Origin of the sequence: Ralstonia chuxiongensis (assembly GCF_024158925.1) — a bacterium.
GTDB classification, from domain to species: Bacteria; Pseudomonadota; Gammaproteobacteria; order Burkholderiales; family Burkholderiaceae; genus Ralstonia; species Ralstonia chuxiongensis.
Genome location: NZ_JAMYWC010000003.1, coordinates 499,555 through 523,128, shown reverse-complemented (window position 1 = coordinate 523,128; position 23,574 = coordinate 499,555). Strand labels below are relative to the sequence as shown.

Here is a 23,574-nt window from a genome sequence, read left to right as displayed (position 1 = left end):
ACGTCAGATCTCCACTAGGCGAAACGGGTCTAGCAAGCGGCCAACAAATGGGCCCGGCACCGCGAAGGTCTGGCCGTAGGTCACGCTTTGCCTAACCTGAGAGAGCGTGCCGAGCTGCAAGAGCATCCACTGCACGACGGAACGCGGAACGGCTGCCGGCTCTGCCCATGCCCCGCACGCGAAAGTGACACGCACGCCCGTAGCGTCTTTCGGCAGGTCTCCACGAAGCACCAAGGTGCCGGCATCACGGATGCTGCAGCGATCGAGCGGGAATTGCTGCTCCTCGCCATTGCCGTCGCGATATTCAACCTTCGTCACGCTGGTAACGTCATTCCATAAGCGCAGTTGAGCGGTTAGGCTATCTGCACGCACCATGCATGTCTGCGGCAGCAGCGGCCGGATCAGTTCGTGCTCGGCCATCTGGCGCACGGCCTCGATCGCGGCAAGCAACAGTGCTTCGCCGCCGGAATCCAGCTCGCCGTCCTCGATACGCAGGTGCGTCTTCGCCGTGGCGAGGCTGATTGCTTCCTCGGCCGGCGGCTGGATCACGATGCGCATGGCTTACTTCAGCGACAGTGCGTATGCAACGGAGGCCGGGTGCGCGCAAAGCTCACCAGCGGCGGTAGCAAGCGTGTCGTCATCGACTTCGACAACATCGTTCGGCTGACCAAAACGACCCTCCACCAACACGCGGGCCCGAACCCGTTTCTGCGTCTTCTGCTGCGGTGCGCTCGGCTTCGTGCTGGCAGCACCTTCGCGCTGCACCTGGTCTTTGTCTGCGTCGCCCGAGCCCGGCTGACCGGTTTGGAGTTTCGCATCGTCCTGCCTGCCCGTTTGGTCCTGCGGCGCTCCCGCCGCACCCACCCCACCCGATTGGGCCGAGAGTGCCGCGGTCGCGGCAGCTTGATTTTTTGCCATGTTCGAATACCTCGTTCTCGGTTGGCGCGGTCACCAGGACCGCACCACGCTTTCGGATGACCGCGTTGTTACGCGGCCGGGTTTTGGAATGTCTTCACCGCGCCACCACCGTCGACCAGGTTGCCGCCCTGACGGTTGAACGCCACGAAGCCGATCTGGCCGTACTCGATGTACTTGGAGTCGGCCATGCGGAACATGGTCAGATCCATCACTTCGCGGATCATGTACTTCGAGTAGTCGCCGAAGGCGATCGACTTGGCGTTCGCGGCCATTGTCGGCATGGCCTGATCCACTGTCAGCGGACGGTTGAGCAGGCGATCCGGCGCGCCGCCCGGGTTGCCCTGCTCGTACCCGGGCACGAAAATCGGGCGACCGGTCGTGTCCTTGATCTTGCGCACCGCCTTGATGGTCTGGTCGTGCATGAGCCAGCCAGCCTTCGGGTTCGCGCGGTAGATCGGATCGACACTGTGTTCCAGGTCGACAAGATCGTCGTAGAGGACGCTGGTGACCTGGCCGGCTGCGCCGACCTTACCGACGGGCGAGGCGGTCACGATGCCCATCGGCTGGGTTACGCCGTCGCCGATGACGTAGTGCTTGCTGGTGATCCGGCCCAGTCGCATCGCGAGCAGGCTGCGGATATAGAGCTCGATGTCGAACATGCTGTCCTGGATCAGCTCGAACGGAACGGCGATCGACTTCGAGCTGTACTTAAACACCTTCAGGACGGTGTTGCCGAACGTGGTGTCTTGCTTGTTCACCTGGGCATTCTGACCAACGATTTCGCCTTCCTCGGCAGTCGCGTCGGCCGTCGGGAAATTCATGTCGGCACCGGTCGACGTCTGAATCACGGTGGCCAGGTTGCGCAGGCCGCCAAAGGCGCGCATGGCCTCGGTCAGCTGGCGGTAATACTCCTGCGCCACGGTGTAGCCGCCCTCGGCCGGGTTCGTCGTCGACATGGCCGCCTGAATGTCGGGGCTGCGACGGGCACGCACACGCTGCACATCCTCCTGCTCCATGGCTGCATAGCCACCGGTCAGGTATGCACGCAGCGCGCGCGATTCCTCGCTGTGAGCACCCGGCGTGCGCACGGCTGCGTCGATCAGACCGTCCGGGCGGCCATTTGCCGCTTCTTCGCCCAGACGGGCCAGGTAGTCTTCGTGGCGCTTGATCTCGGCGTTGACGTTGTCGAGATCGCGCATGCCATCGTCATAGGCCTTTTGCTGCTCGGCGCCCCACTTATCGCCTTGATTGTTCTCCATCAGGCTGTTGATGTTCTTCGCGATGGCGTCACGGCGCTCCCGCAACGCTTGGATGCTTTTGGACATGAAATCTCCGGAGGTAGAAAAGAAAAAGGCCGCCCGATGGGCGGCCCAGGCCGACGCGGGAGCGCGTCAGGTTCGTTGTGCCAGGTCGAGCCGGCGGCGCATGGCCGAGAAATCAGGCGCCTGCGCGCGCGTCGTTTGCGCGGGCGCGTTCACAGGCGCAGCAGGCTCATTGCTGGCGGGCTTCGGCGCATTCGAGTAGGCCTGCAAATTCCAGGCGGAGGCCTTCGCTGACGGCTGCGCCGATGCATCGGCCTTGCGGTCGGCGAATCCCTTTTCGACTGCCTCGTCTGCGCCGAACCACGTTTCCGCGGTCATCCAGGCAGAAATATCGTCCGCGGACTGGCCGCTGCGCTGTTCGTAGGTCCTGACGAGCGTTGCATCGATCTTGTCGAGCAAATCGGCCTCGGAACGCAGGTCGTCGGCGTTGCCCCACAGCGCCGTCCAGGCCTTGTGGATCATCAGGAATGCGCCATCCGATATTTCGATCTCGTCGGCGGCCATGATCAGGAAGCTCGCCGCGCTGGCGGCCAGGCCATCCACGTGTGCGATCACCTTGGCGGAGTGCCCACGAAGCGCCGTCTCCATGGCGCGCGCGGCGAAGACGTCGCCGCCGGGAGAATTGACGCGCAGGTGGATGACGTCGGCGGTAATTCCGGCCAGCTCTTTGACAAACGTTGTGGCCGATACACCGCCCCACCAGTCATCGGAAACGATGTAGTCGTACAGGTACACCGTCACCTCGTTATCGCCGCTGGCGACGACGTTGAATACGCGCGCGGCCGCGCGGTTGTCACTCAGCAGCTGGAGGATTTTGTTTTGGCGCATCGCCCTTTCCTTCGTTGAAAATGTCGCCCGCCTTCGGAGCCGGCAGATTGAAGCGCCGACGGACTTCAGTCCGCGTCATCCAGCCGGGCTCTCCGGCTCGGCCGTATGCGATACGCGCAGCTTCGAGGCGTGATTTCAGGTCGCCGCGCTCGAGTGTCTCGGTGTCGAACTCGACGAATACGCCGCGGTTGCCGCGGTAGATCTTGCGGTTCAATTCCTGCTCGATCTTCACCAGATGGCGCTGCATGGTGTACTTGACGAAGCCGATGCCCATTTGCTCGACGCCGCTACCCCACCCGGTGGTTTTGTCGGTGTAGCCGATCATGTACGGCGGCACACCGAAAATCCGCGCGGTGTCTTCCACCGAAAGCTGGAGCATCTCCAGCAGCTGCGCATCCTCGGGAGTAATGCTGATCTGCTTGATGTCCATGCCACCGGTCAGCACGACGGGCGCGCCGTTCTTGCCAGCCGGCCCGCTGTAGCGCTGCAACCACTGCTCGCGCAGCTTGTCGATGTCGCCGCCCTCGAGCTTTTTCGACTCCTTGTCCTGCGTGAGGACCAAATCCGGCCGCATGTTGTCGAGCATGGATTCAGCCTGCTCGCCGCCGACGTTTGCCAGCGAGACGGAACGGCGCAGAACATGCCGGATCTGCGACATGCCGCGGCGACCGTCGAATCCCGGACCCGGCACGTGGATCATGTCGTCCTGGTCGACCACCTCGACGTTGCCATCCTCATCCCAGAGGTAATAGAGGAGCCGCTCCCTGTCAGTGCTCGGCTGGGGGTCAACCTGCAGCGCGTGATACGGCTTGAGCGAAACGACGTTCGGTGAATATCGGCTCGGACGGCCAATGCGCATGAACATGTCGCCGTGCAGCAGGAGCGATTGCGCACCGAATTCCCACCCGACCGGCGCAGCCCAGCGCGGGTGCATTTCCTCATTCAGCAGCCACCAGAGATCCGGCCGATGGGCTTCGCCAATGCCGTCGACCAGCTTGTAGGTCTCCAGCGTGAGCGACGCCAGTGCGCCGCCGATGAGGGAGACGCATGCATACACCGCACCGATGCTCATGGCCGTCCGCTCGGAAACCGGGCGCCCTGCACCGCCCACGCCACCTGTGAGCCAGCCATAGGCTTCGGTGCCGCTGCGGATATCCGACACCGGCACCGGCTTTACCTGCGCCTGCGCGCGCTCCGCCTGGCGTTGCTCACGCCAGGCATTGAGCACGAAAGACCCAGGCCGGCGCACTCGCGCCTCGTTGTACCAACTCTGTGTCATAGCACGATGATTCCGGATTCGGGTTGCTGAGGTTCGATGGCAACTGCACGGCTCAGGGCGATAACCGTGGCCACTGCCGGGTCGATGCGGCCGCGCCCCTTCGATCGTTTCTTGTCCGGCCGGAAATTGCCATTCGTATCGAACAGCAACGCCACGTTGAGCGTCGCCCACCGCAGCACGGGGTTACCTCCGTGGCGGAATTGCTTGTTGTAGATCAGCTCTTCGAAGCGGCGCGCGCCGGGATACATGCCTTGCGTGTTCTGCGGCACCTTCACCATGACCAGCCCCTCTTCGAGCAGCTCATTCACCAGGTGCGCAGCGTTCCATTCGTCGTAGCCGATCTCGACCACCTCGAACATCCGCCGCGCTTCGAGAATGCGAGCCTTCACCGGGCGGTAGTCGACGATTACGCCTTCGGTGGCCTCGAGCCATCCGTCTCTGACCCAGCGCGAATAGCGCGCACGCTCGTCTTTCTGATCGGATTGCTGGTCAACGCGCTCCTGCGGACACCAAGTCCAGACGAGCACATGCCACTCGCCATCTCGATCGTCGTCCGCCGGCGGAAACACCAGCGAGAACGCGGTTAAATCCTGTGTCGCAGAAAGATCGAGACCGCCGTAGCACTTCCGCCCGGCCAGCGTCGAAATATCAAACGGCTTGGCGCCCTTGTCCCATGCCTGCGGGCTGATCCAGCCGTCGGCCGAGTTGACCCAGACGTTGAGGTCTTTGGTAAGGAAGTTGACCAAGGCGCTCGGCAGAAACGCTGCCTTACGCGCCATGTCGCGCATGTACTCGATGCGCTTCGAGCTGCCGAGGCCCGGATTCGCTTTGATCCAAACGCGCTCGTCGAATGGATCGTCGTCGACGTCAATCGTGTAGACGTAGCCGAAATACGAGTCGTCGGTTCGCTCCCCGCGCAGCACCTCGATCAGGTATCGCCGCTGATCAACGCAGATTCCGTCGAGAATGAAGCCGGCTGTGGTGATCGCAGACAACAACGGCTGGTCGCGCGCACCGAGCGCGGTTTCCATAACGTCCCAGACATCCGGCGTCTTCTGTGCGTGCAGCTCGTCGAACAGGATCGCGTACGGGTTCAGACCGTCGAGCGACTCGGCGTTAGCCGGCAGCGGCTTAAACACCGCACTGTCGAACGTGATCTGCTCGAGGTTGCGCCCTTCATGAATCTTGAACGACCGTTTCACGCCTGCCGAGCGCTTGGCCCAGCGTCGGAAATTATCGAATGCCGGCTTAAATACCGACATGGCCTGGTCGCGCGTGGTGGCCACCGCGTACACCTCGGCGCCAATTTCCCCGTCCATCATGAACAGGTAAGCGCCCTGCGGCCCTTTCCAGGTTGATTTTCCGTTCTTACGTGCGACCTCTTCGTAGCCGCGCGTAAATCGGCGCAGGCCTGCGGCGGTCTTCCAACCGTAAAGCACCGCCGTCCAGAACTTCTGCCAGGGGTCCAGCAGGATCGGCTCGCGCGCCAACGGCCCCTTGATGTGAACGAAGAATCGTTCGATGAACTGGATTACGTGCCAGGCCGCGGCCGTGTCAAATTGCAGCCCGCGCTTCGCGCCGTCAATCAGGTCGCGGTAATGTCGCTCGACGGCGAGGTAGACATACTCGCCAACAACAATTTCGCCGCGCAACACGGGTAGGCCATATGCCCTATCCCATTCCTGCAGCAACTCCGCCGGCGGCGTCAGGCGGTCAACTTGCTTCCGCGTGCGGCGCGCGCGATCACGGCGGTCCGCTCGGCGCGCGCGTGCTCCAGAAGATCGCCGAATAGGTCGTCCTGCATCCCCTCGTCGCCCAGCTTCGCCCTCGCCATCACCGACGACGGCAGTGTCAGGCAGCTCTCCGGCAACCATTTCAAGAGCTCCCCTTTCAGCGTGCGCGTCACGAAGTACAACTGGTGCGGCTGGCTATGGCCGTTCGGCGTGACCACCATGAACGAGTTGTTGTTGCCGGCTTCGAAGTTTTGCAGCTCGGCTTCGGCGCGCACCCAACGGATGAATGTTTTACACACGACGGCAATTGCAATGCCGGCGGTCAAGTGCGGCAGACCTTCTTCGCGCAACGCTTGGCAGATGTAGTCCCACACCTTGCGCTCTGTCGGCGAGAGCTTTGTGCCCGGCGGCGGTGGCGGCGAACGAACTGCCTTACCACCGGCAGAGGCAGCTGGAAACTGCTCGTCGGGCGAGTTGTCGCCCAGCAGCGTATCTAGCGGGTTCATAGAGCGTTCCTTTCGGCGAATCGGCCGAAAAACGTAGCAGGCTGTCAGATCGGCGCTCTCACAGCCTGCCAGTGAGACCCCCCCCTATTCCAAAATCGGCCGTCCACACACCCGGCCTGGACGGACGGTCCCGGGCGGCTCGGCCCCCAGACTTTCGACACCCCCCACCCCTCGGCGGCGGCGCACCCCCCGTGCGCCGCCGCGCTCAGCGCCGCGATCGCGGCAGCAGGAAGGCACCGGCGACCCATCGGGCAGTCGGCGCACTGGACGTGTTCTTGGGCTTCGGCTTGCGCCGCTCGCGCAGCGTCTTCGCCTTGTGGCAGTCGACGTTGATCGCACGCAGATTCTCTTCGTCGTCGGTACCGCCCTGCGCCTTCGGCACTCGGTGGTCGACTTCGGTAGCGAGGCGCACGCGACCCAGCGACTTGCACTCGTCGCACTCGCACAGCCCACCGGCCCGCGCGAGGATGCGCACCCGGATGCGGTCCCACTCGGCACCGTAACCTCGGGCGTGCCGGGAGCCTCGTTCACTGTCGGCACGCCAACCACCTGCTGGGCGCCGATGCTTGTCGCAGTAGCCCGGCTGCGCAATCGTCACACCGCAGCCGGCTTGCCGGCAAATTGAGGATGGGCGTGCTGGCATGGTGGGCGCAGAAATGAAAAAAGCCCGACCGGTTGAGGGTCGGGCTTTGCGTTTGGTAGGGACGTGCGTCGTCCCACGGGGCGGAATATAGGCTTGCGATTTGAGGATGTCAACACTCGACCTCAACTTCGACACCGCGCCGACGAAGGATCGGACGCAGCGCGGCCTTCGCCTGCGCGTACACCTCCTGCTGGCGGACCGGTGCACGCGGGTTGCGCCACACCTCCGGACCACGACGATTGCGCATCTGCACGCGGATGGCGAGCTGGTGATCGCCGGACAGCTCGTCAACGCAGGCGTCGAGCTGCTTCATCTGCCATGCACAAACGCTGTCTTCGAGGATGGCGTCGGTGCTCTCCCATTGCCTTGAGCTACCGGATGCGGCGCACGTCTTGTCGACTGACGAGAAGCCGCGTGTTGTGCGGTACGTGCACTCCCACACAAACCAGTCGTAGAGCAGATCGTCGAGCGCGTCGTAAGGGTAGCCCTGCAACGCGGATGCACGCGGCGGTGCCGGATTAGCGGTGTACATGCCCTTTCCCCCTGTTAAGGCCAACCATGGATTTGATCTCGCTGAGCCCGCGCTCAGCTGCTGCCAGCGAAGGCGGTGCACCGATGTGCGCGGCACCAGGGATGGGCGGCAAGTGCTCCTCCGACGCGACAGCCCAGAGCTGCGCCCATCGGTCGTGAACGTCGGCCCACGGCTTAGCAAGCGTCGCTGCGCCCGCGCGCACGGCGGCCCAGAACACCGCGCGCGAACTCCAGGCGTCGGTGCCGGACGCGCGACGCGGCATCTGCTCAACTGCCTCGGCGAATGCTTGCTCTGGCGTCATCGCGTGCCTCGCGGTTTGACCAGCTTCCGCAGGCGCTCGACCGCGAGCGAACCGACCGGAGCCGCGCTCGCTGCTACCGGCCCTTCGCGTTGCCGCTCCACCAGCGATGCCACCGCACTCGCCTGCTTGCGGCGCTCGGCCACTCGGTCGGCGTGCTCAGGCAGCCAGCCCGGGCCGCTCGCCCAGCCAACAACGCTCTCGAAGAACAACCACGGGCGCACGATCCGTCCGGTATCCATCGCACCATCCCACTCGTCGAGCACCCGCTGGCGCACGCCATGCGGAAGCACAGAAAGCTGGTGCGCCACTGCAGCACGCTCATGCAACGGAATGCGCCGCGGCCACGCCAGCACGGGCGACCACGCTGGCTCCGCGCCATGTTCTCCCTCTGCAAGCTGGCCCGCAGGGCCATCCCCTGCCGCATCAGCGTCACGCTCGCGTTGCTCTGAGGGCTGGTGCCGTTGCCGCGCGTTGTCCTCGCGCATCACGGCATCGACCGGAGGGCTTGGGGCGATTTCCAGCTCTTCCTCCTCCGTGGACTTGGAAAAGGAAGGTGAGGAAGGATTAGAGGTTTTACCGGGGTTCGGATGTGTGTCGGCTTTTCGCAAACTTCGCGATGTGGACAACCGCCGCGCATCCGCGCCAGTATTGGGCTGCTTCGGCTTTTTCTCCCCTCTCGCGCCCCCTCCGGCTTTTTTCTGGACACACGAATCCGTCCGAGCCAACAGCATCCGAAATTTCAGGATCAAGCCCTCGCTGACACGACGTAGAAGCCCGCACTTTTCCAGCTGGTCAACGCGGCGGCGCAGCATCTGCTCAGTGGGGCGGAAATGGCGAACGCCTGGCCGACCAGGGACTTCGCAGTCTTCGCGCAGGGCTTGCCACGACACTGCCTTGTGCGGACCTCCCACCACGCCAGTTCGGAAATCCATGCAGCGGCGCAGCGACAGATACAGGCGGCACGCGAGATGGTCGACACCAGAGAGCGCCTGCCACTCCTCGCTGGTGATTACGAATGCGGCGCTCATGCGAACACCACATCGACGTTCGGTTGCCGCCGCGACGCGTGCGTTCGGAAGCCATCAGCGAAGCCCGCTCCCCACGCCAGCGCGTGCTCAGTCCCGTCGGTATATGGGCAAGCATCGCGTGGGCGGCCAGCGACAAACGCAGCCCTGCCCTCGTCCTGCACCGCGTGGATTGGTGCGATCGGATAATCCATGTGGAACCTCATCGATGGCCGCTTACGGCCTCACAAAGTACGTCGAACGTCGCGAGAAACTCAGGCGACGTTGCGGCGCTGATCTGGTTGCGATACGCGGCGCGATCGGCCGCAGTCGGAATCGCGCGCCATTGCTTGGCGCACACCACGGCCAGCGATGAAGACTCGCCAGCCGCATTGAACGAAAAGAACACCTCGCCGAGCGACCACTGACATTTGGTCAGCAGATGCTCGGCGAACTGAATCAAGGGAGATTCGCCGCGGTGGCGCACTACTAGGCGGATGTGGTGCCACGCGCAGCACTGCTGCGTGGGCCTGTCGCATGGAAGGCCCGCAGCCACACGGGCCGGTTTGCAGCAGTTGAATTCGGGGCCGAACCGCAGCCCCTGTGTGTTTGCGCCAGACTGCCGTTGCGTCATGCAGTGGCTTGCCCCGGTCGCCAGCCGGCAGGTCGATCGAGACGCCAGCGCGCACCGCGCAGCGACATGCTCAGCTCAGCCGCACTGAATAGCTTGTCGGTGTACCCGCGCAGATCACCGTCGCCGCGTCGACGTGGCCCGCTGATGTGTAGTGCCTGGTAGTGGCGGATACAGCCGCCGCACGTAACGATGCGCGGGTTGTGCGCCATCAACCAAGCCATGACGCGCTTGACGGCGCCACCAGTGAGGCCGAACAAGCGGCCGATCTGCGTTTCGCTGAATCGCTCGCCGGGATTGTCTTCGAGGTGCGACTCGATCTTCTTGCGTACGTGACGCTCTTTGCGCGCTTGAGCGGCGAGGGTCGACTTGGTCGTTGCCATCTACCCCTCCCCTTAGCGCTTGCTCGACTGCGTCTCGGCTTGCGCGCGAATTGCCGCATGCCAGCTTGCCAGCGCTGCCTGTGCCCGGAAGAAATCGCCCTCGATCACTTCGAGCTCGGCCTCGGTGATGACGCCATCCTCTGCAGCGCGCGCGACCGTCTCTGCAACGTTGCCGATCTTCGCCATGACTTGGCAGACGGTGCGCGCCGGGTTCGGGTCTTGCGGATCAGCATCGGGAATCTCGACCGCCACCCGACCGTGCCGCCAGCAAAGCGCATCGAGCGGCTGCATTGCTGCGTCGACACGTGCCTCCTCGCAAAGCTCCAGCACCATCGAGAAATCCTCGAGCGTGACGTGGTGTGTATCGATACCTGGGCGCAGCTTGTTCCGGAGAACGTTCGGGGAAATGCGCTTGTTCAGACGCGCCGACAATGCATCGGCCAGTCCTTCGATCCCTCGGGGATACTTCCGCGCCGCGTTATACAGCGCCTCGTGCTCGCTTACATCGGAATACAAAAGGGTCACGGTAAACCTCCAGAAATTCGACCGTTTTGTTTTGAGGTGCGCACGCTTACGATCCAGCACATCAAGACAAAACGTTGCCCTCCGCAGGCAGATGCCCGCAGATTGGTTACAGACGGAGAAACGAATGGAAGTGGCTACTACGCGGAGGCAGCACCCCGCATGTCTTCGGAAATGCTCCGTAGCGACGTGGGACCGCTTAACTCCGGCCAGATCAGGTGCCAGTCATCCGGGCGGAGGTCGAGCCGAGTAACTTTCCGGCGACTCTCTCTTTCAATGGCCACGCATAGCTTTTCGTTCGGCGTGCGCTGGCCATACATCACGTTTCGAAGGAAGGCCCACGTAGTCCCACAACGGGCAGCGAAGGCTTGTCGCTCCTCTGCGGGGATCGACCTCAGAAAGTTCTTAAGCTTGTCCATTCACCGAAACATACACCGGACGGTGAATGTTTGGCAACACCTTATGGGGAATTCACCAATTGGTTTACGCATGCTGTAATGACCGGATGAGTGAAGTAGCCACAACGCGACGCAAGAATCTGGAGCGACTCGTTAGCGAGTACGGGCTTGCCCAGGTCTCAAAGCGAATGGGAAAACCGGCCAGTCAAATCAATGACATGCTCGCCGGTCGAAAGTCCTTCGGCGAAAAGGTTGCTCGCGCAATAGAGAAAGCCTGGGACGCAACCCGCGCTCCGCTATGGCTTGATGCGGAAGATGCCGCGATATCACCACCGGCACTCGAGGAAGAGCCGACACCGTCGGACGCCGACTTCGCCCTCGTGCCCCAACTTGATATTGCGGCTGCCTGTGGGATGGGTCGCTTTGTCGACCACGTCGTCGTGAAGGGCGGCCTAGCCTTTAAGCGATCAAGCCTCAAGGACTTCGGAGTTACCGAGAAAACGGCCCGAATCATTTATGCGTCCGGCAATAGCATGGCGCCGCTTATTCAAGACGGCTGCGTGGTGCTGATCAACACGGCGGACAAGGAACCGAAAGACGGCAAGGTGTACGCCATCTGCACGCCCGAGGGTGGCTTAGTCCTCAAGCGCTTAATCCGCGATTACCACCCTGCCATTGGCGGCCAGGCGTGGATCATGCGCAGCGACAACCCGGACAAGACCGCACACCCCGACAAGCTCCTGCCACCGGATGACCGCACGATGATCGCCGGCAGGGCGATCTGGAATGACAACCGACTTTGAGGGGGATGGCATGCCGTCTAATCGCCGGCACTTCCTATTGATGTTGGCTGCCGCACCTGTGCTCGCAGCGTGCGCTTCTTCGTTCGAGGCGCCAGGACCGACCTACTGGTATGGATCGCCTCCGAAAGCAGCGTATTACGAGGACTACATCAAGGAGTATTTCGCGACCGTCCTTAAAGATCCGGAATCAGCCAGATACAGATTCGGCAGCCCTCGTAGGGCTTATATGAACAACGGTCTTATCCATGGTGGCGGCATCGGCTGGGCGGGATACGCAATCGTGGTGGGCATCAATGCAAAGAACAGTTACGGCGGCTACACAGGTGAGCAACCCTACGTATTGCTTCTGCAACCCTCCGGCAAGGTCTTGAAGCACGTCCAAGGTGACTCCGCTCTCTTCCACTGGGTGGACAGCTAGAGCTGCGACTGGCTGCGGTTGAGTCACAACCCCTAAGCCCGCTTCGGCGGGCTTTTCGTTTTCCGTCGAACGTAATCCACCGGCACAGCCTCACGCTCATATTCACCATTTGGTGTTGACACACACAACACCGTTTGGTGTAATTGCTCCATCGCCACACAGCCGGAGCAAAACATGCGAACTCGCCCGCGCCTCAACGCAACCGCCAAAGGCGTCCTGATCTACATCGCCGCCGTTGCCGCAGTCATCGTCGTCCACTCGATCGCGCTCTATCTGGATCGCGTCGCGGAAGACGAGCCGCGCACGCAGGCCTCCACCCAACGGCAAGTGTGAGGCCCGCCATGCGCTATTCCGATCGTCTGTTGCAGGAAATTGATGGCCGGGCTCACGCCCATCGCGCAGGCGTTGTGCGTTTCGCCGCGGACCTTGACGCCATTGGCGAAATTCTCGCCACCGCGCCGCGCCACGGCATTCACCGTTGGGGCGCCCTCGATCTGACCAGGCACGACACACGCATAGTCATCTGGACGGATGTGCGGACGGAACATGCGCTCCTTGAACTCCTGCTCTCGCAGGGCGCCATCAAGGAAAAAATCGTCGAGCACAACAACAAGCTGCAGATCACGCTCGCACTGCCCAGCGTGACCGCGCCCGTAATCGTGTTCGCACCAGTGCCCGCCCCCGACGGTGCACAGACCATGCACACCGAGGTGGCCGCATGACGCGCATCGTCCACAGCCTCGCGCATGGCCCGCTCTCCGAGCGCCCCGCGCTGGCGCTCGCCCTGATCCTGCTGCTCTTCGGCCTGGGCGGCGCAATCGCCCCGGACATTGCCAGCCTGCCATGAGCCGCGCGCGCTTTTCCCGTGCTGACCTCATCGCCGAATTCCACCGCGTGCGCGGCTCCGGCCGCGCCGAGGATCAGGTCGACATACCGGCCATTCGGCGACAGCTCGCACGGTCCCTGCGCGCGCACCGCAGGGCACATCGCAAAGCCCCACGCCCCCGCTTTTTTCCCGCCGTTGACCTGAAAAAGCTGCAGGCCAACGACCTCGACTGACTTACCTGGAGCACCGACATGCTGATCGGACTTGCCGGCAACGCCGGCGTTGGCAAAGACACGGCCGCAGGCTATCTGCGCGCCGCCCATGGGTTCCGGCAGATTGCGTTTGCCGACCCAATCCGCGCGATGTTGCTGGCAGCGCTGCCGCTGGAGCCGAAGGATTTCGAACACGGCCGGAAAGAGGAGATTCTGCCGGGCATCGAAAAGTCACCACGTCAACTCATGCAGTCGTTGGGTACCGAGTGGGGCCGGCGCCTTGTCCATTCCGAGATTTGGGTACGCCTGGCCGAAGACAAGGTGCTGGCCGAACACGTCACGCTCGGGCGCGCCCTTGTGATCTCTGACGTGCGCGAGGAAAACGAAGCCTCAATGATCCGCAAGCACCGTGGCGTAATTGTTCATCTTCGCCGCAACGCTGCCCGCCGCGTTGTCGAGCACAGCAGCGAGCTGGGGATTGCGGTTTGCGTTGGCGATTGGGAAATTCGAAACGACCGCCGCCCCGAAGACTTGTTCGACGAGCTCGACCGTCTTGTCGAAGACCAACATTTCGCGCAGGTGCAGGGATGAGCGCCAGCACCGCATTCCTGGAGCAGCGCGTTACGGCGCTTGAGGCCGAACTCGCCATCTGGCGCGCCGCCGCAGTTGCAGAGGACGACTACGCCAACTCTCGTGCCCCGGCGGGCAGCCTCGCGGAATTGGCGCTTTACCAGCGCCTGCAATCCGCCCTCCAACAACGTGCACCGCTGCGCATGGCCGCGATCAACGCAGCGAATGCGCGGCAAGGCCTGCGCGCCGCAGCCTGACTTTGAACCTTTCAGGAGAACCCATGTTTGCCGAACTCCACCAGTTGGCGCGCGCCGCGTCGCTGCTCATTTCCGTCGCGGCTGAAGGTGACAACCTCCGCGTGACCGTCAACGCCACCAGCACCAGCAAGAACGGTCCGGGTGTGCACCCGTTGGTGCTCGTGGGCACCCCACAGGAAATCGACGAGGGCTTTGCCGAGGCCGTGCAGATTTTCGAGCCGAGCGCGCTACCGTTGCTCGACCAGGCCCGCGCCGCTGCGAATGCCAACGGAAAGAAGGGAACGCCTGCACTCGAGGCGCCGAAGGCGGCAACCAAGAAAACTCAAACCGCAGACACGCCGCCGAAGCGCGGTCCCGGCAGGCCAACCAACGCAGAGAAGGCAGCCGCCGAAGCCGCCAAGAATGGGGGCACGGGAGGCACCGAGGCGCCAGCCACCGGGACGAAGGACGGCACTGACCCAGAGATGCCTGCCGTCGACCCGCGCCAAATGTCGCTCGTCGATTCTGATGGCGCCGATAGCTCGGGTACCGGCGACGCGCCAGCGGCCGAACCGGCCAGCACCGACCCGCGCCACACCGGCCTCGACCTCCCGATCTGACAGGAGCGCCAAATGCAGACCACCCAACTGACCCGCGAATTCCGCTACAACGGCGTGCGCCTGGCCGACCCGTCGCCGAATTTCACGCTCGAGCAAGTACGCGACTTCTACGCCAACACGTATCCCGAAATTCTGAACGCCGAAATCGACGGCCCGGCCATCGAAGGGGAACAGCAGGTGTATTCGTTCCGCCGCGCCGTCGGCACCAAGGGCAACGATCTGGCTGCCCTGCGCGAGAAGATTACGAACGGCACGCTCTGCAACGCGCCGCGCGACAACCTCATCGCAAGCAGCCACCTGAATCAGCCTGTAGCAAAGATTCTCCGCGAGACCACGCAGCGTTACCGCAGCTCACACGGCCGCACGCGCAATGCGGCGCTGGTGGCGACCTCCGCGTCGCTGCAGGTGCTGGCATGAGCGCCCTCGCCCTCCCACGCCTGGACGGCGTGCCGACCCGCTTCGCCTACAAGAACCGCGATGAAGCGTGGCACACGCCCGCGCTGCTCGCCCTGCTGGACGGCGGCGCCCTGACGCTGCAGGACGCACAGCCGAAGCCAGCGAGCCCGGCCGCCTTGCTCAAGCGCACGTTGCAGCGCCACTGGAACGACGTTACGGCCGGCGCACGGCTGCTCGTTTGGAACCTGCACGTGCGGTCGACCTTCAGCAGCTGGAGCACGCGGCCCGAGCCGCCAGAACACCTCTGGCTGTTCATCGGCGCCGAGGAAGATCACCCGCTCGCCGCGCCGCAACTCTTCATCGGGACCGCATTCGAGCGCCTCGAGGCCGTGCGCAAAGGCCTAGGGCAAACCGTGCTGGCCGTGCTGTATGACGCGCTGCGCTTCCTGCCCAACGTGCTCACGCCGCGAGAGTCGTTCTATCAGGCAAGCTGGGTCCACTGGCATGGCTGCAATGACGAAGAAGAGGCCATCGAATGGCTCTTCGCGGAAGGGGAATTCGAGACGCGAGAGCAGGCCGAGGAAGCCTACGAAGGCCCCACGCGGCTCGACTTCTTCGAGCATGTGCCGGAATGGGCGGTGCACCCCGAGCGTGTACTGACCGATCGGCAAGTGCGCCTCGCCGCGCGCAAGGACCGCCTGGCCGAGCAGGTCATTGCGGCCGTCGACGCGATTTGGCAGCACGCCTGCGCAACTAATGCCGCGGGCGGCTACGCCGACTGCGGAACGCTTGACGCCGACAGTGACTCCATTTGCTGGACTGTCGTCCTGCAATGGCACCCGAATGACCTGACGATCCGGCTGGCCGACGATTTCATTCAACAGGTGTCCCAAGCCGAATACACGGACGCCGCGACGGTCAAGATCTTCCCGCTCGACAGCACCGACTCCGCCGACTGGCTGCAGAAGATGCGGGCCAACGGCGGGCTCGCGCGCCGCGTCGAAAACCTCCTCGACCTGCTGGCCACGCAGAATCCGCTGCGCCAGCAGATCCGCGTGCAGTGAGGGCACCCATGAGCCAAGTCACCATTGCGACCGGCAACACCGGCGAGCTCAAGCTGCGCCACGCCGTGATGCTTTACGACGGCGCCTCGCCCGATAGCACGGTGTACGCGACCGTCCACGACGTCGAGCTGCTGCCCACCGGCCCGCATCTACTGCCCGGGCGCGCGCTCGAGCTGGCCGAACTCAGCCGGTTTGTCGAAGCGGCGCAGGCACAGACTGCGTATCGCGGCTTTGTCGATTCGCGCCTGCTGTACGTCGCGCCCAACACCCTGGCCTGGTGGTGCCCCGCCGGCAGCCGAACCACATGGTTCCAGTCCGACGCACCGATCGGCCAGCGTCATGGCGTGACCGCGCACCCGGCGCTCGTATTCATCGTGCGCGAGCTGCACTGGTACGTGTTCGCCCTAGACAAAAGCGAGCGCCCCGAGCCGCGCACGGCGCTGCGCGTCGCGCCCTACTTCAACGTTTGGAAAACCGGCGAAATCTGCACTGGCAACGTGTCGCTGCCGGACAAACCGACGCCGGATGCAATGCGCACGTACGAGGCAGCCTTCTTCCGCAGCCGCTTCACCCACCCGAACCACGCGCGCATCACGCGCTACAAGGGCGGAGGCCGCGCGCTATGGGCGCACCTGCTCGATCACCCCGAAATTACCGAATTCCCTCAAACCGCCCTGCTGCCACAAAAGGAAACGCTGGAGCAGGCCATTACGCGCATTTCCTCCGGAGCCTGACATGCAAGCCATCATCCAACAATTCCACGCCTCCTCTCAGGAAGGCCTAAAGCTCATCGCTGGCGCTCTGGACGATTTCGCGAAAGCCGCCGCTGACAAGGTCGCCAAGGCGCTGCGCAACCCGATCGCCGCCGACCAGGCCGACGAGAAATACGAGCTCGACTCCAAGCTGTGGGACAGCGCACCGACAGTGGCCGTGCCGAAATTCGCGGAGTTCCAGGAGCTGCAGGACGTTGGCCACCGCTTCCTGGCTACGGCGGAAGGGCTGTTCGTTGAAGTGCGGCGTCCGTGGCTGCACTTGATCCAGCCGGTGGCGCCGCTCAACGGCCAGACCGTGCGTCCGCCGTATGGCACGGTAAAGCCCACCGTGAAGCTCGTATTCGATCGTCTGGGCGCAACTTTCCAACTTGTGCGCAACTTCATCAAGGCAGCAAGCGAGGCGGCACCGAACGAGCATGCCGCCTGGGTGATCTGGGACAGCGCCACCGGCGACCTGCGGTACCGCGATCTGAGTATCACCAAGACCTCCCCCGGCGCCATTTCCTACGAGCGCCCCGCTCTTGCGCCGCACGAATCTCTGGTTCTCGACTTACACAGCCACGGCCATGAAGCCGCGTTCTTCAGCCCCACCGACAACGAGGATGACGCTGGCGAGGTCAAGATCTCCTGCGTAGTGGGGAACTTGGTAGATGGCAAGGCCCCGTCCATTCAATTCCGCCTGTGCGCGCTCGGGATGTTCCTGCCGCTAAATGTGCCGGTCGCCGCAGTTATCGGGGATGGCGCATGACGGCCGCAGTCCACATCACGCCGGCACGCATGCTCTCTGAGTGCGTGCACATTGTGCTAATCGGCTGCGGGGGGAACGGGTCGCAAATGCTGACGGGCCTGGCCCGGCTCGACCACGCCATTCGGGCGTTGGGCCACCCCGGCCTCGACGTGGAAGTCTTTGACCCCGACACAGTGAGCGAGGCGAATATCGGCCGGCAGCTGTTCAGCCCGGCCGACGTTGGGCAATACAAGGCGTGCGTGCACACCCAACGCGTCAACCATTTCTTCGGGCTGGACTGGCGTGCGCACCCGCGCAAGTTCGAACGAAAGCAAGACGCGTATCCCGCTGCTCGGCCGGCCATCTTTATCGTCTGCGTGGACAGCAAAGCCGCCCGCAAGGCGGTCGATGCGTACCTATCCAACCGTCTGAATACCTACGTACTAGACCTGGGCAACCGTGCAAGCGACGGCCAGGTAGTGTTTGGGCAAACGCCGCGGACCGTGATTGAAGACGTAGAAGCCAACGAGGTGCACAGCGGTCGCTTCAATCCCGTGGGCAGCGTGGCGCTGCCCTACCCTTACGCACTATTTCCGGAACTCGTCGACACCAGGGAGCCGGAGGACGACATGCCATCGTGCGGCCTCGCCGAGGCGCTCGCGCGGCAAGAGTTGTTCGTCAATCAATCCGTCGTCACGCCGGCGCTGGCCATTCTTTGGGAGTTTTTTAGGCATGGACGGCTGACCTGGCATGGAGCCTTTGTGAACCTCAAAACCGGCGCGATGCGCCCCCTCGCGACGTCCACAAGCTCCAAGGCCGGAGAGTGAATCATGGCGACACCATCCCAATACCGTTCACTCAATGTCGACCGGCACGCAATAAACCTCAACTGCGTCTGGAAGAGGAGCCCCCAGTTGCGTGGCATCGGCACATTCCCTGTAGGCGACCAAGAGCAGATCAAGGATAGATGCAACCGTGCCCCTCCAAGATGCGACACTCGCAGTTCGTTGATCTACGTACTCGTCAACTTGAAATGGCAGTTTGCCGAAGAAGTGTTGCCGGCGCTCGATGTCGCTACGCAAGACATTGAGCAAAGCGCTCGCACGCGCGAGGCGGTGCGCGCATCTGTGCGGCAGCGGCACAAGGGCGTGAAAATCGCTCGGGGCGATCTCCAATCGCGCATCGTCCAAATTTCGGGAGAAGGTCACGAAGCCATTTCCATGGACGTGTGCCACTTCAGTATAGAAGGCAAGCCACGCCTGCGCCGCGGTTACAGCATCGATCGATTGCTTTATGAAAACGCTGACACGCGCCGCGGCAAGGTGGGCAGCCTCCCGTTGCTCTCGACGCCTTGTCCAGCCACCTGCAGCCGCGATTACCACTGCGGCAACAGTGGCACCCACGGTGCCAATCGCAGTCGCGACGTCCCAGGCGTCTTTCGCTGGCTCGAACCTCCACGTGGTGGCAAATGCGACGCCACTAAGGAGTCCTGCGACCAATGCTGCAATCCATTCTTGATGACGTTCAACGAACGACATTTCTATCCCCATTTGATGTTCGTGCCCTACTAGCCTTTGGCTGCTAGCCGCGCCTTTGCACTATGAGCCTCGTTATTTATCTCGACTTGCCGTCTGTCGCCGCTGCTGTCGCTCTTTCAGAGACTAGCGTTCAGCAGCTCGTTCGTGAAGACTCATTCCCAAAACCTCGAAAGATCTCTGCCCGTCGCGTTGGATGGCTCTTGCGTGAGGTTCAAGAGTGGGCGGAGGCACGTCCAGTTTCGGACCTTCTTCCACCCAAGAACACCAGCCGACGTGACTAGCGTTTCGGTGTAGCCGCGCACTTCTCAAGGTGCGCGGAAAGCTGCAATAGCCACTCTCGCCGCTCCCTGTCGTAGGTGTGTCGGTTATACACACCTTCGACGCCGGGCAGCATATGCCCGAGAATAGATTCGCCAACTTCCATCGGGCACCCAAGCGCTGCCAACATCGTCCGCCCGGTGCGACGTAAATCGTGCGGAGCCCAGTATTCGACAGGTAATCTCGCACGCTCGCGCTGCGGGTGTGACTTGCAGTAGGACATGCGATTCCACACCGCGTGGCTGATTACCTTTTGCTCGGTGTGACCGGTTGTCTGTGACGGAAAGAGGTACCCCTTGCCGGCCACCGCCAAGCGCCTTCGCACGACCGCTTCGGCCCGCCCAACCAGCGGCACACGTAGGTCGGTAGCTCCCTCGTGCTTTACGTTCTTTGTCTTGACGTGCGGCACCGTCCACCACAGGCCGTCCGCCTCCTCCGAAATCTCCTCCGCCTCCATGCCGACGATTTCGGCGCCGCGCGCGCACGTCCAGAGGTAGAGCGTCAATACGTCGTCGACCAAGGCGGGGAAATTGGGCAACCAGCGAATAAGTTCGCCCACCTCGACATCTGTTAGCACGCGCTTCGCCGTGCCCATAGTCTTGCCCTGGATGCGTCGACCGACACTGCGAAGGCGGCCGCGCATGATTTCGCGCCACCAGTTAGGCACTCCCTCACTCAGCCGCCCAGAGTCATGGCCATACGTCCAGGCCGCCCCCAATTCAGTACGGAGCTTCCCTGCCTGGGTGGGGATATGGGCGTACGAATTGATCAGGTCAAACGCAACAGATCGGGTAACCTGCTCGGGCAGCATGTGTGCAATCGGCTCAAGCATCGTGTCGAACATACGCCGAATCTCTTTTGCACCCTTCAGCGCGCGATGGCGCTCGACGTGCCCGACCAGGTAATCGTCACACATGCGTCGAACAGTGTATGGAATCTGGTCCGGTACAATTTCGCCGTTTGAGACGGCACGCGCCGTTGTGCGGCTATTGCGCCGTTCGTTCGCAATGTCGCGCCCGCTGTCGCGCGCCTGGCGTAGCTTTTCCCATTCGACGATTGCCGCAGCCGGAGACATCGCCGGCCACTCGCCGATCTTTACTTGGCGCATGCGCGCGTCGACGGGAGATTTGTAGCGGTAGATCCAAGTGCGCCGCGTGGCACTGCAGACGAGACGCAGCCCCGGTTGCGAGTCGAGAGTCAGATGCTGCCCAGGTTTCAATAGCTTGGCGGCACGTGCATCGAAATACATGGCGTAGCTTTCCCTCAGCGTAGGTTTTGCCGATACCCAGCCCTAAGAGCCTGGCGTAAGAATCGGATCATCATACGCGAAAAAGTTACGCCAAAACGCCAAGTGTAGGCGAGCGAAGATGAGTGTAGACGTTACCCAAGAAAACTCGGTGTCGACCCACGAAGCCTTACAGGACAAGGCTCTACCGTCCGCCAGCCAGAAAACTCAAGACTTTGCGGAACAGGACCTGAGCAAGCACACCCCGATGATGCAGCAATATTTACGGCTGAAATCGGGGCATCCGAACACGCTTGTCTTCTATCGCATGGGCGACTTCTACGAGCTCTTCTTCGAAGATGCCGAAAAAGCCTCGCGCCTGCTCGATATCACGCTCACCGCGCGCGGCAGTTCGAATGGGCATCCGATCCGCATGGCGGGCATCCCGTTCCACGCTGCCGAGCAATACCTCGCCAAGCTGGTCAAGCTGGGCGAATCGGTTGCCATCTGCGAGCAGATCGGGGACCCGGCCACGACCAAGGGACCGGTCGAGCGCAAGGTCGTACGCGTCGTCACACCCGGCACGTTGACGGACGCCGCGCTGCTCTCCGACAAGGTCAACAACCATCTGCTGGCCATCGCGCACCTGCCGGGCAAGCGTGGCACAGCACCGCTGATTGGTCTGGCCTGGCTCAACCTCGTCGGCGGCGAACTGCGCGTGATGGAATGCAACCCCGACCAACTCGACCGCGAACTCGAACGCATCCGCCCCGCCGAAGTGCTGGCCGACGATGCGACGCTCAACACCATCCAGGTGGATGTTGCCCGCACGCGCCTGCCCGATTGGCACTTCGACGTGGAAGCCGGCACCCGCCGCCTGCGCGAACAACTCGGCGTGGCAAGCCTCGTTGCCTTTGGTGCGGAAACGTTGACGGCCGCGCTGGCTGCTGCCGGGGCGCTGCTGAATTACGCCGCGGCCACGCAAGGCCAATCGCTGCGTCACGTGATCGGCCTGACCGTCGAGCATGAGAGCGAATTCATCGGCCTGGACACCGCCACGCGCCGCAACCTAGAGCTGACCGAGACACTGCGTGGGCAGGAATCGCCGACGCTGTTCTCGCTGCTGGACACCTGCGCGACCAGCATGGGCAGCCGCCTGCTGCGCCACTGGCTGCATCATCCGCTGCGGGATCGCGCAGTGCCGCAAGCACGGCAGCAAGCGATCGAAGTACTGCTCGGCAGCGATTGGCAAACGTTGCGTGCGACGCTGCGCACGCTGTCCGATGTGGAGCGCATTACCGGGCGACTTGCGCTGCTGTCGGCGCGCCCCCGGGATCTGTCTTCGTTGCGCGACACGCTCGCACGCCTGCCTGAGATTCGCGAAGAGCTGCCGCAAAGCGATGCCGCGCCGCTGCTAGCCGAGCTGTACGCCGCGCTCACCCTGCCCGAAGATGCTCACGCCCTGCTCCAGAGCGCGGTGATGGCAGAGCCGGCCGCGATGGTGCGCGACGGCGGCGTCATCGCACGCGGATACGATGCTGATCTCGATGAGCTGCGCGACATCTCTGAGAACTGCGGGCAGTTCCTCGTCGATCTGGAAGCCCGCGAGCGTGAGCGTACCGGCATCGCCAATCTTCGGGTCGAGTACAACCGCGTGCACGGCTTCTATATCGAAGTCACCAACGGCCAGGCTGCCAAGGTGCCCGACGATTACCGCCGCCGCCAGACGCTGAAGAATGCCGAGCGCTACATCACGCCCGAGTTGAAGGCGTTTGAAGACAAGGCCTTGTCAGCGCAGGACCGCGCACTGTCGCGCGAAAAACTTCTCTACGAAGAATTGCTGCAAAAGCTGCTGCCGCATCTGGCCGAGTTCAAGCGCATTGCCGCCGCACTGGCGCAGGCCGATGTGCTCGCAACGCTCGCAGAGCGTGCGCATGCGCTGTCGTGGTCGCGCCCCATGCTGACGGATGCGCCCGGCATTGAACTGACGCGCGCCCGCCATCCGGTGGTCGAACAGCAAGTCGAACAGTTCGTCGCCAACGACTGCGTGCTGCAGGAGGCGCGCAAGCTACTGCTGATCACGGGCCCGAACATGGGTGGTAAATCGACCTTCATGCGGCAGACCGCACTGGTCGTGCTGCTCGCCTACGTGGGCGCATTTGTGCCGGCGGAAGCTGCGGTCATCGGACCGATCGACCGCATCTTCACGCGCATCGGCGCGGCCGACGACCTGGCGGGCGGGCGCTCCACCTTCATGGTCGAGATGACCGAAGCCGCTGCCATCCTGCACCGCGCCACACCCAGCAGCTTGGTGCTGATGGACGAAATCGGCCGCGGCACGAGCACGTTCGATGGCCTGGCGCTCGCCTGGGCGATTGCGCGCCATCTGCTGTCGCACAATCGCAGCCACACGCTGTTCGCCACGCACTATTTCGAGTTGACGCAACTGCCGCAAGAATTTGCGCAGGCTGCCAACGTGCACCTCTCCGCCGTCGAACATGGTGACGGCATTGTTTTCCTGCATGCCGTGCAGGACGGTCCGGCAAGCCAGAGTTACGGCCTGCAGGTCGCGCAGTTGGCAGGGGTGCCGCAGCCGGTCATTCGCGCCGCACGCAAACGGCTCGCCTGGCTGGAGCAGCATTCCGCCGACACCGGCGCCACACCTCAGCTCGATCTGTTCGCACTCGCCGCCGATGCGCCCGTCGACGACGAAGACGATGCCAACACCGAAGCGACCGCCAACGCGCTGACGGATGCGCTCGCCGGGATCGATCCCGACGACATGACGCCGCGTGAAGCGCTCGATGCGTTGTATCGCCTCAAGGCGCTGGCGAGCCCATCCGCCTGA

Annotated in this window: 33 protein-coding genes; 17 read left to right on the top strand and 16 right to left on the bottom strand. The window is 63.1% G+C overall.

All coding sequences use genetic code 11. The features are described from left to right. Positions 1 to 3 precede the first annotated feature (3 nt). The 15 genes from NKG59_RS11725 to NKG59_RS11655 form a co-directional block, all read right to left on the bottom strand. Complete coding sequence (locus NKG59_RS11725) at positions 4 to 558, bottom strand: head-tail connector protein (protein WP_253536903.1); 555 nt, start codon at positions 556 to 558, stop codon at positions 4 to 6. A gap of 3 nt (positions 559 to 561) precedes the next feature. Continuing rightward, on the bottom strand, positions 562 to 918 hold the full coding sequence (locus tag NKG59_RS11720) for a hypothetical protein (RefSeq protein WP_253536901.1): 357 nt from the start codon (positions 916 to 918) through the stop codon (positions 562 to 564). 68 nt (positions 919 to 986) lie between these two features. After that, a complete protein-coding gene (locus NKG59_RS11715) occupies positions 987 to 2,243 on the bottom strand; it encodes a phage major capsid protein (protein ID WP_253536899.1) in 1,257 nt (418 codons plus the stop codon). Positions 2,244 to 2,309: 66 nt separating this feature from the next. Continuing rightward, positions 2,310 to 3,068, bottom strand: a complete 759-nt coding sequence (locus NKG59_RS11710; RefSeq protein ID WP_252692837.1) for a head maturation protease, ClpP-related — start codon at positions 3,066 to 3,068, stop codon at positions 2,310 to 2,312. After that, the gene (locus NKG59_RS11705; protein WP_253536897.1) at positions 3,034 to 4,347 is read right to left on the bottom strand and encodes a phage portal protein; all 1,314 of its coding nucleotides are present in this window, start codon (positions 4,345 to 4,347) and stop codon (positions 3,034 to 3,036) included. The genes NKG59_RS11710 and NKG59_RS11705 overlap by 35 nt, the downstream gene beginning before the upstream one ends. Next, positions 4,344 to 6,002: a terminase large subunit gene (locus tag NKG59_RS11700; RefSeq protein ID WP_253536895.1), complete on the bottom strand. Its 1,659-nt coding sequence runs from the start codon at positions 6,000 to 6,002 to the stop codon at positions 4,344 to 4,346. The genes NKG59_RS11705 and NKG59_RS11700 overlap by 4 nt, the downstream gene beginning before the upstream one ends. 50 nt (positions 6,003 to 6,052) lie before the next feature. Then, positions 6,053 to 6,586, bottom strand: coding sequence for a P27 family phage terminase small subunit (locus tag NKG59_RS11695; RefSeq protein WP_253536893.1), 534 nt, complete (start codon positions 6,584 to 6,586; stop codon positions 6,053 to 6,055). Between the two features lie 205 nt (positions 6,587 to 6,791). Next, positions 6,792 to 7,229 carry an HNH endonuclease gene (locus NKG59_RS11690; protein ID WP_253536891.1) on the bottom strand — a complete coding sequence of 146 codons (438 nt, stop codon included), beginning with the start codon at positions 7,227 to 7,229 and terminating at the stop codon, positions 6,792 to 6,794. A 109-nt stretch (positions 7,230 to 7,338) separates the two neighbouring features. Beyond that, positions 7,339 to 7,761: a hypothetical protein gene (locus tag NKG59_RS11685; protein WP_253536890.1), complete on the bottom strand. Its 423-nt coding sequence runs from the start codon at positions 7,759 to 7,761 to the stop codon at positions 7,339 to 7,341. After that, on the bottom strand, positions 7,748 to 8,062 hold the full coding sequence (locus NKG59_RS11680) for a hypothetical protein (protein WP_253536889.1): 315 nt from the start codon (positions 8,060 to 8,062) through the stop codon (positions 7,748 to 7,750). Before NKG59_RS11680 ends, NKG59_RS11685 begins: the two co-directional genes overlap by 14 nt. Beyond that, a complete protein-coding gene (locus tag NKG59_RS11675) occupies positions 8,059 to 9,090 on the bottom strand; it encodes a hypothetical protein (RefSeq protein WP_253536888.1) in 1,032 nt (343 codons plus the stop codon). The genes NKG59_RS11680 and NKG59_RS11675 overlap by 4 nt, the downstream gene beginning before the upstream one ends. Then, on the bottom strand, positions 9,087 to 9,281 hold the full coding sequence (locus NKG59_RS11670; protein WP_253536887.1) for a ribosome modulation factor: 195 nt from the start codon (positions 9,279 to 9,281) through the stop codon (positions 9,087 to 9,089). Before NKG59_RS11670 ends, NKG59_RS11675 begins: the two co-directional genes overlap by 4 nt. 8 nt (positions 9,282 to 9,289) lie before the next feature. Then, the gene (locus NKG59_RS11665; protein WP_253536886.1) at positions 9,290 to 9,529 is read right to left on the bottom strand and encodes a hypothetical protein; all 240 of its coding nucleotides are present in this window, start codon (positions 9,527 to 9,529) and stop codon (positions 9,290 to 9,292) included. Positions 9,530 to 9,696: 167 nt separating this feature from the next. Next, positions 9,697 to 10,080 (bottom strand): hypothetical protein, encoded by a 384-nt coding sequence (locus tag NKG59_RS11660; protein ID WP_253536885.1) that lies wholly within the window; start codon positions 10,078 to 10,080, stop codon positions 9,697 to 9,699. A 12-nt stretch (positions 10,081 to 10,092) separates the two neighbouring features. Beyond that, positions 10,093 to 10,665, bottom strand: a complete 573-nt coding sequence (locus NKG59_RS11655; RefSeq protein ID WP_253536884.1) for a phage regulatory CII family protein — start codon at positions 10,663 to 10,665, stop codon at positions 10,093 to 10,095. Positions 10,666 to 11,047: 382 nt separating this feature from the next. Between NKG59_RS11655 and NKG59_RS11645 the strand changes: the two genes are divergently transcribed. From NKG59_RS11645 to NKG59_RS11575, 16 genes are all read left to right on the top strand, one after another. Continuing rightward, the gene (locus tag NKG59_RS11645; protein WP_253536883.1) at positions 11,048 to 11,803 is read left to right on the top strand and encodes a S24 family peptidase; all 756 of its coding nucleotides are present in this window, start codon (positions 11,048 to 11,050) and stop codon (positions 11,801 to 11,803) included. Continuing rightward, positions 11,787 to 12,221 carry a hypothetical protein gene (locus NKG59_RS11640; protein ID WP_253536882.1) on the top strand — a complete coding sequence of 145 codons (435 nt, stop codon included), beginning with the start codon at positions 11,787 to 11,789 and terminating at the stop codon, positions 12,219 to 12,221. The genes NKG59_RS11645 and NKG59_RS11640 overlap by 17 nt, the downstream gene beginning before the upstream one ends. A gap of 174 nt (positions 12,222 to 12,395) precedes the next feature. Beyond that, complete coding sequence (locus tag NKG59_RS11635) at positions 12,396 to 12,554, top strand: hypothetical protein (RefSeq protein ID WP_253536880.1); 159 nt, start codon at positions 12,396 to 12,398, stop codon at positions 12,552 to 12,554. Between the two features lie 8 nt (positions 12,555 to 12,562). Then, positions 12,563 to 12,943 carry a hypothetical protein gene (locus tag NKG59_RS11630; RefSeq protein ID WP_253536873.1) on the top strand — a complete coding sequence of 127 codons (381 nt, stop codon included), beginning with the start codon at positions 12,563 to 12,565 and terminating at the stop codon, positions 12,941 to 12,943. Beyond that, the gene (locus tag NKG59_RS26415) at positions 12,940 to 13,068 is read left to right on the top strand and encodes a hypothetical protein (protein ID WP_301288129.1); all 129 of its coding nucleotides are present in this window, start codon (positions 12,940 to 12,942) and stop codon (positions 13,066 to 13,068) included. Before NKG59_RS11630 ends, NKG59_RS26415 begins: the two co-directional genes overlap by 4 nt. Continuing rightward, complete coding sequence (locus NKG59_RS11625; protein ID WP_253536871.1) at positions 13,065 to 13,280, top strand: hypothetical protein; 216 nt, start codon at positions 13,065 to 13,067, stop codon at positions 13,278 to 13,280. The genes NKG59_RS26415 and NKG59_RS11625 overlap by 4 nt, the downstream gene beginning before the upstream one ends. Before the next feature lie 18 nt (positions 13,281 to 13,298). Further along, entirely contained in the window at positions 13,299 to 13,850 is a 552-nt protein-coding gene (locus NKG59_RS11620) for a deoxynucleotide monophosphate kinase family protein (RefSeq protein ID WP_253536870.1), read from the top strand. Then, a complete protein-coding gene (locus tag NKG59_RS11615) occupies positions 13,847 to 14,086 on the top strand; it encodes a hypothetical protein (RefSeq protein ID WP_253536868.1) in 240 nt (79 codons plus the stop codon). The genes NKG59_RS11620 and NKG59_RS11615 overlap by 4 nt, the downstream gene beginning before the upstream one ends. Positions 14,087 to 14,109: 23 nt before the next feature. Then, positions 14,110 to 14,685: a PRTRC system protein E gene (locus tag NKG59_RS11610; RefSeq protein WP_253536866.1), complete on the top strand. Its 576-nt coding sequence runs from the start codon at positions 14,110 to 14,112 to the stop codon at positions 14,683 to 14,685. 12 nt (positions 14,686 to 14,697) lie between these two features. After that, a complete protein-coding gene (locus NKG59_RS11605) occupies positions 14,698 to 15,102 on the top strand; it encodes a PRTRC system protein C (protein WP_253536865.1) in 405 nt (134 codons plus the stop codon). Next, positions 15,099 to 16,145, top strand: a complete 1,047-nt coding sequence (locus NKG59_RS11600; RefSeq protein ID WP_253536863.1) for a PRTRC system protein F — start codon at positions 15,099 to 15,101, stop codon at positions 16,143 to 16,145. The genes NKG59_RS11605 and NKG59_RS11600 overlap by 4 nt, the downstream gene beginning before the upstream one ends. Positions 16,146 to 16,153: 8 nt before the next feature. Beyond that, entirely contained in the window at positions 16,154 to 16,879 is a 726-nt protein-coding gene (locus tag NKG59_RS11595; RefSeq protein ID WP_253536861.1) for a PRTRC system protein B, read from the top strand. Position 16,880: 1 nt separating this feature from the next. Continuing rightward, positions 16,881 to 17,666, top strand: a complete 786-nt coding sequence (locus tag NKG59_RS11590; protein ID WP_253536858.1) for a PRTRC system protein A — start codon at positions 16,881 to 16,883, stop codon at positions 17,664 to 17,666. Further along, positions 17,663 to 18,472 (top strand): PRTRC system ThiF family protein, encoded by an 810-nt coding sequence (locus NKG59_RS11585; RefSeq protein WP_253536857.1) that lies wholly within the window; start codon positions 17,663 to 17,665, stop codon positions 18,470 to 18,472. Before NKG59_RS11590 ends, NKG59_RS11585 begins: the two co-directional genes overlap by 4 nt. Before the next feature lie 3 nt (positions 18,473 to 18,475). Beyond that, the gene (locus tag NKG59_RS11580; RefSeq protein WP_253536855.1) at positions 18,476 to 19,216 is read left to right on the top strand and encodes a hypothetical protein; all 741 of its coding nucleotides are present in this window, start codon (positions 18,476 to 18,478) and stop codon (positions 19,214 to 19,216) included. A 29-nt stretch (positions 19,217 to 19,245) separates the two neighbouring features. Next, positions 19,246 to 19,464 carry a helix-turn-helix transcriptional regulator gene (locus tag NKG59_RS11575; RefSeq protein WP_253536853.1) on the top strand — a complete coding sequence of 73 codons (219 nt, stop codon included), beginning with the start codon at positions 19,246 to 19,248 and terminating at the stop codon, positions 19,462 to 19,464. On the opposite strand, the gene NKG59_RS11570 is transcribed toward NKG59_RS11575, so the two are convergent. Further along, complete coding sequence (locus NKG59_RS11570) at positions 19,461 to 20,750, bottom strand: tyrosine-type recombinase/integrase (protein ID WP_253536851.1); 1,290 nt, start codon at positions 20,748 to 20,750, stop codon at positions 19,461 to 19,463. The two genes, NKG59_RS11575 and NKG59_RS11570, sit on opposite strands and share 4 nt — an antisense overlap. Positions 20,751 to 20,868: 118 nt before the next feature. Here NKG59_RS11570 and mutS point away from each other — a divergent pair, with 118 nt between their 5' ends. Beyond that, positions 20,869 to 23,574 carry a DNA mismatch repair protein MutS gene (gene mutS / locus NKG59_RS11565; protein ID WP_253536849.1) on the top strand — a complete coding sequence of 902 codons (2,706 nt, stop codon included), beginning with the start codon at positions 20,869 to 20,871 and terminating at the stop codon, positions 23,572 to 23,574.

Bases quoted from the DNA above. Each gene is read 5' to 3' on its own strand.
- NKG59_RS11725 (WP_253536903.1), bottom strand. From the start codon at position 558: ATGCGCATCGTGATCCAGCCGCCGGCCGAGGAAGCAATCAGCCTCGCC.
- NKG59_RS11720 (WP_253536901.1), bottom strand. From the start codon at position 918: ATGGCAAAAAATCAAGCTGCCGCGACCGCGGCACTCTCGGCCCAATCG.
- NKG59_RS11715 (WP_253536899.1), bottom strand. From the start codon at position 2,243: ATGTCCAAAAGCATCCAAGCGTTGCGGGAGCGCCGTGACGCCATCGCG.
- NKG59_RS11710 (WP_252692837.1), bottom strand. From the start codon at position 3,068: ATGCGCCAAAACAAAATCCTCCAGCTGCTGAGTGACAACCGCGCGGCC.
- NKG59_RS11705 (WP_253536897.1), bottom strand. From the start codon at position 4,347: ATGACACAGAGTTGGTACAACGAGGCGCGAGTGCGCCGGCCTGGGTCT.
- NKG59_RS11695 (WP_253536893.1), bottom strand. From the start codon at position 6,586: ATGAACCCGCTAGATACGCTGCTGGGCGACAACTCGCCCGACGAGCAG.
- NKG59_RS11690 (WP_253536891.1), bottom strand. From the start codon at position 7,229: ATGCCAGCACGCCCATCCTCAATTTGCCGGCAAGCCGGCTGCGGTGTG.
- NKG59_RS11685 (WP_253536890.1), bottom strand. From the start codon at position 7,761: ATGTACACCGCTAATCCGGCACCGCCGCGTGCATCCGCGTTGCAGGGC.
- NKG59_RS11680 (WP_253536889.1), bottom strand. From the start codon at position 8,062: ATGACGCCAGAGCAAGCATTCGCCGAGGCAGTTGAGCAGATGCCGCGT.
- NKG59_RS11675 (WP_253536888.1), bottom strand. From the start codon at position 9,090: ATGAGCGCCGCATTCGTAATCACCAGCGAGGAGTGGCAGGCGCTCTCT.
- NKG59_RS11670 (WP_253536887.1), bottom strand. From the start codon at position 9,281: ATGGATTATCCGATCGCACCAATCCACGCGGTGCAGGACGAGGGCAGG.
- NKG59_RS11660 (WP_253536885.1), bottom strand. From the start codon at position 10,080: ATGGCAACGACCAAGTCGACCCTCGCCGCTCAAGCGCGCAAAGAGCGT.
- NKG59_RS11645 (WP_253536883.1), top strand. From the start codon at position 11,048: ATGTTTGGCAACACCTTATGGGGAATTCACCAATTGGTTTACGCATGC.
- NKG59_RS11640 (WP_253536882.1), top strand. From the start codon at position 11,787: ATGACAACCGACTTTGAGGGGGATGGCATGCCGTCTAATCGCCGGCAC.
- NKG59_RS11635 (WP_253536880.1), top strand. From the start codon at position 12,396: ATGCGAACTCGCCCGCGCCTCAACGCAACCGCCAAAGGCGTCCTGATC.
- NKG59_RS11630 (WP_253536873.1), top strand. From the start codon at position 12,563: ATGCGCTATTCCGATCGTCTGTTGCAGGAAATTGATGGCCGGGCTCAC.
- NKG59_RS26415 (WP_301288129.1), top strand. From the start codon at position 12,940: ATGACGCGCATCGTCCACAGCCTCGCGCATGGCCCGCTCTCCGAGCGC.
- NKG59_RS11625 (WP_253536871.1), top strand. From the start codon at position 13,065: ATGAGCCGCGCGCGCTTTTCCCGTGCTGACCTCATCGCCGAATTCCAC.
- NKG59_RS11620 (WP_253536870.1), top strand. From the start codon at position 13,299: ATGCTGATCGGACTTGCCGGCAACGCCGGCGTTGGCAAAGACACGGCC.
- NKG59_RS11615 (WP_253536868.1), top strand. From the start codon at position 13,847: ATGAGCGCCAGCACCGCATTCCTGGAGCAGCGCGTTACGGCGCTTGAG.
- NKG59_RS11610 (WP_253536866.1), top strand. From the start codon at position 14,110: ATGTTTGCCGAACTCCACCAGTTGGCGCGCGCCGCGTCGCTGCTCATT.
- NKG59_RS11605 (WP_253536865.1), top strand. From the start codon at position 14,698: ATGCAGACCACCCAACTGACCCGCGAATTCCGCTACAACGGCGTGCGC.
- NKG59_RS11600 (WP_253536863.1), top strand. From the start codon at position 15,099: ATGAGCGCCCTCGCCCTCCCACGCCTGGACGGCGTGCCGACCCGCTTC.
- NKG59_RS11595 (WP_253536861.1), top strand. From the start codon at position 16,154: ATGAGCCAAGTCACCATTGCGACCGGCAACACCGGCGAGCTCAAGCTG.
- NKG59_RS11590 (WP_253536858.1), top strand. From the start codon at position 16,881: ATGCAAGCCATCATCCAACAATTCCACGCCTCCTCTCAGGAAGGCCTA.
- NKG59_RS11585 (WP_253536857.1), top strand. From the start codon at position 17,663: ATGACGGCCGCAGTCCACATCACGCCGGCACGCATGCTCTCTGAGTGC.
- NKG59_RS11580 (WP_253536855.1), top strand. From the start codon at position 18,476: ATGGCGACACCATCCCAATACCGTTCACTCAATGTCGACCGGCACGCA.
- NKG59_RS11575 (WP_253536853.1), top strand. From the start codon at position 19,246: ATGAGCCTCGTTATTTATCTCGACTTGCCGTCTGTCGCCGCTGCTGTC.
- NKG59_RS11570 (WP_253536851.1), bottom strand. From the start codon at position 20,750: ATGTATTTCGATGCACGTGCCGCCAAGCTATTGAAACCTGGGCAGCAT.
- mutS (WP_253536849.1), top strand. From the start codon at position 20,869: ATGAGTGTAGACGTTACCCAAGAAAACTCGGTGTCGACCCACGAAGCC.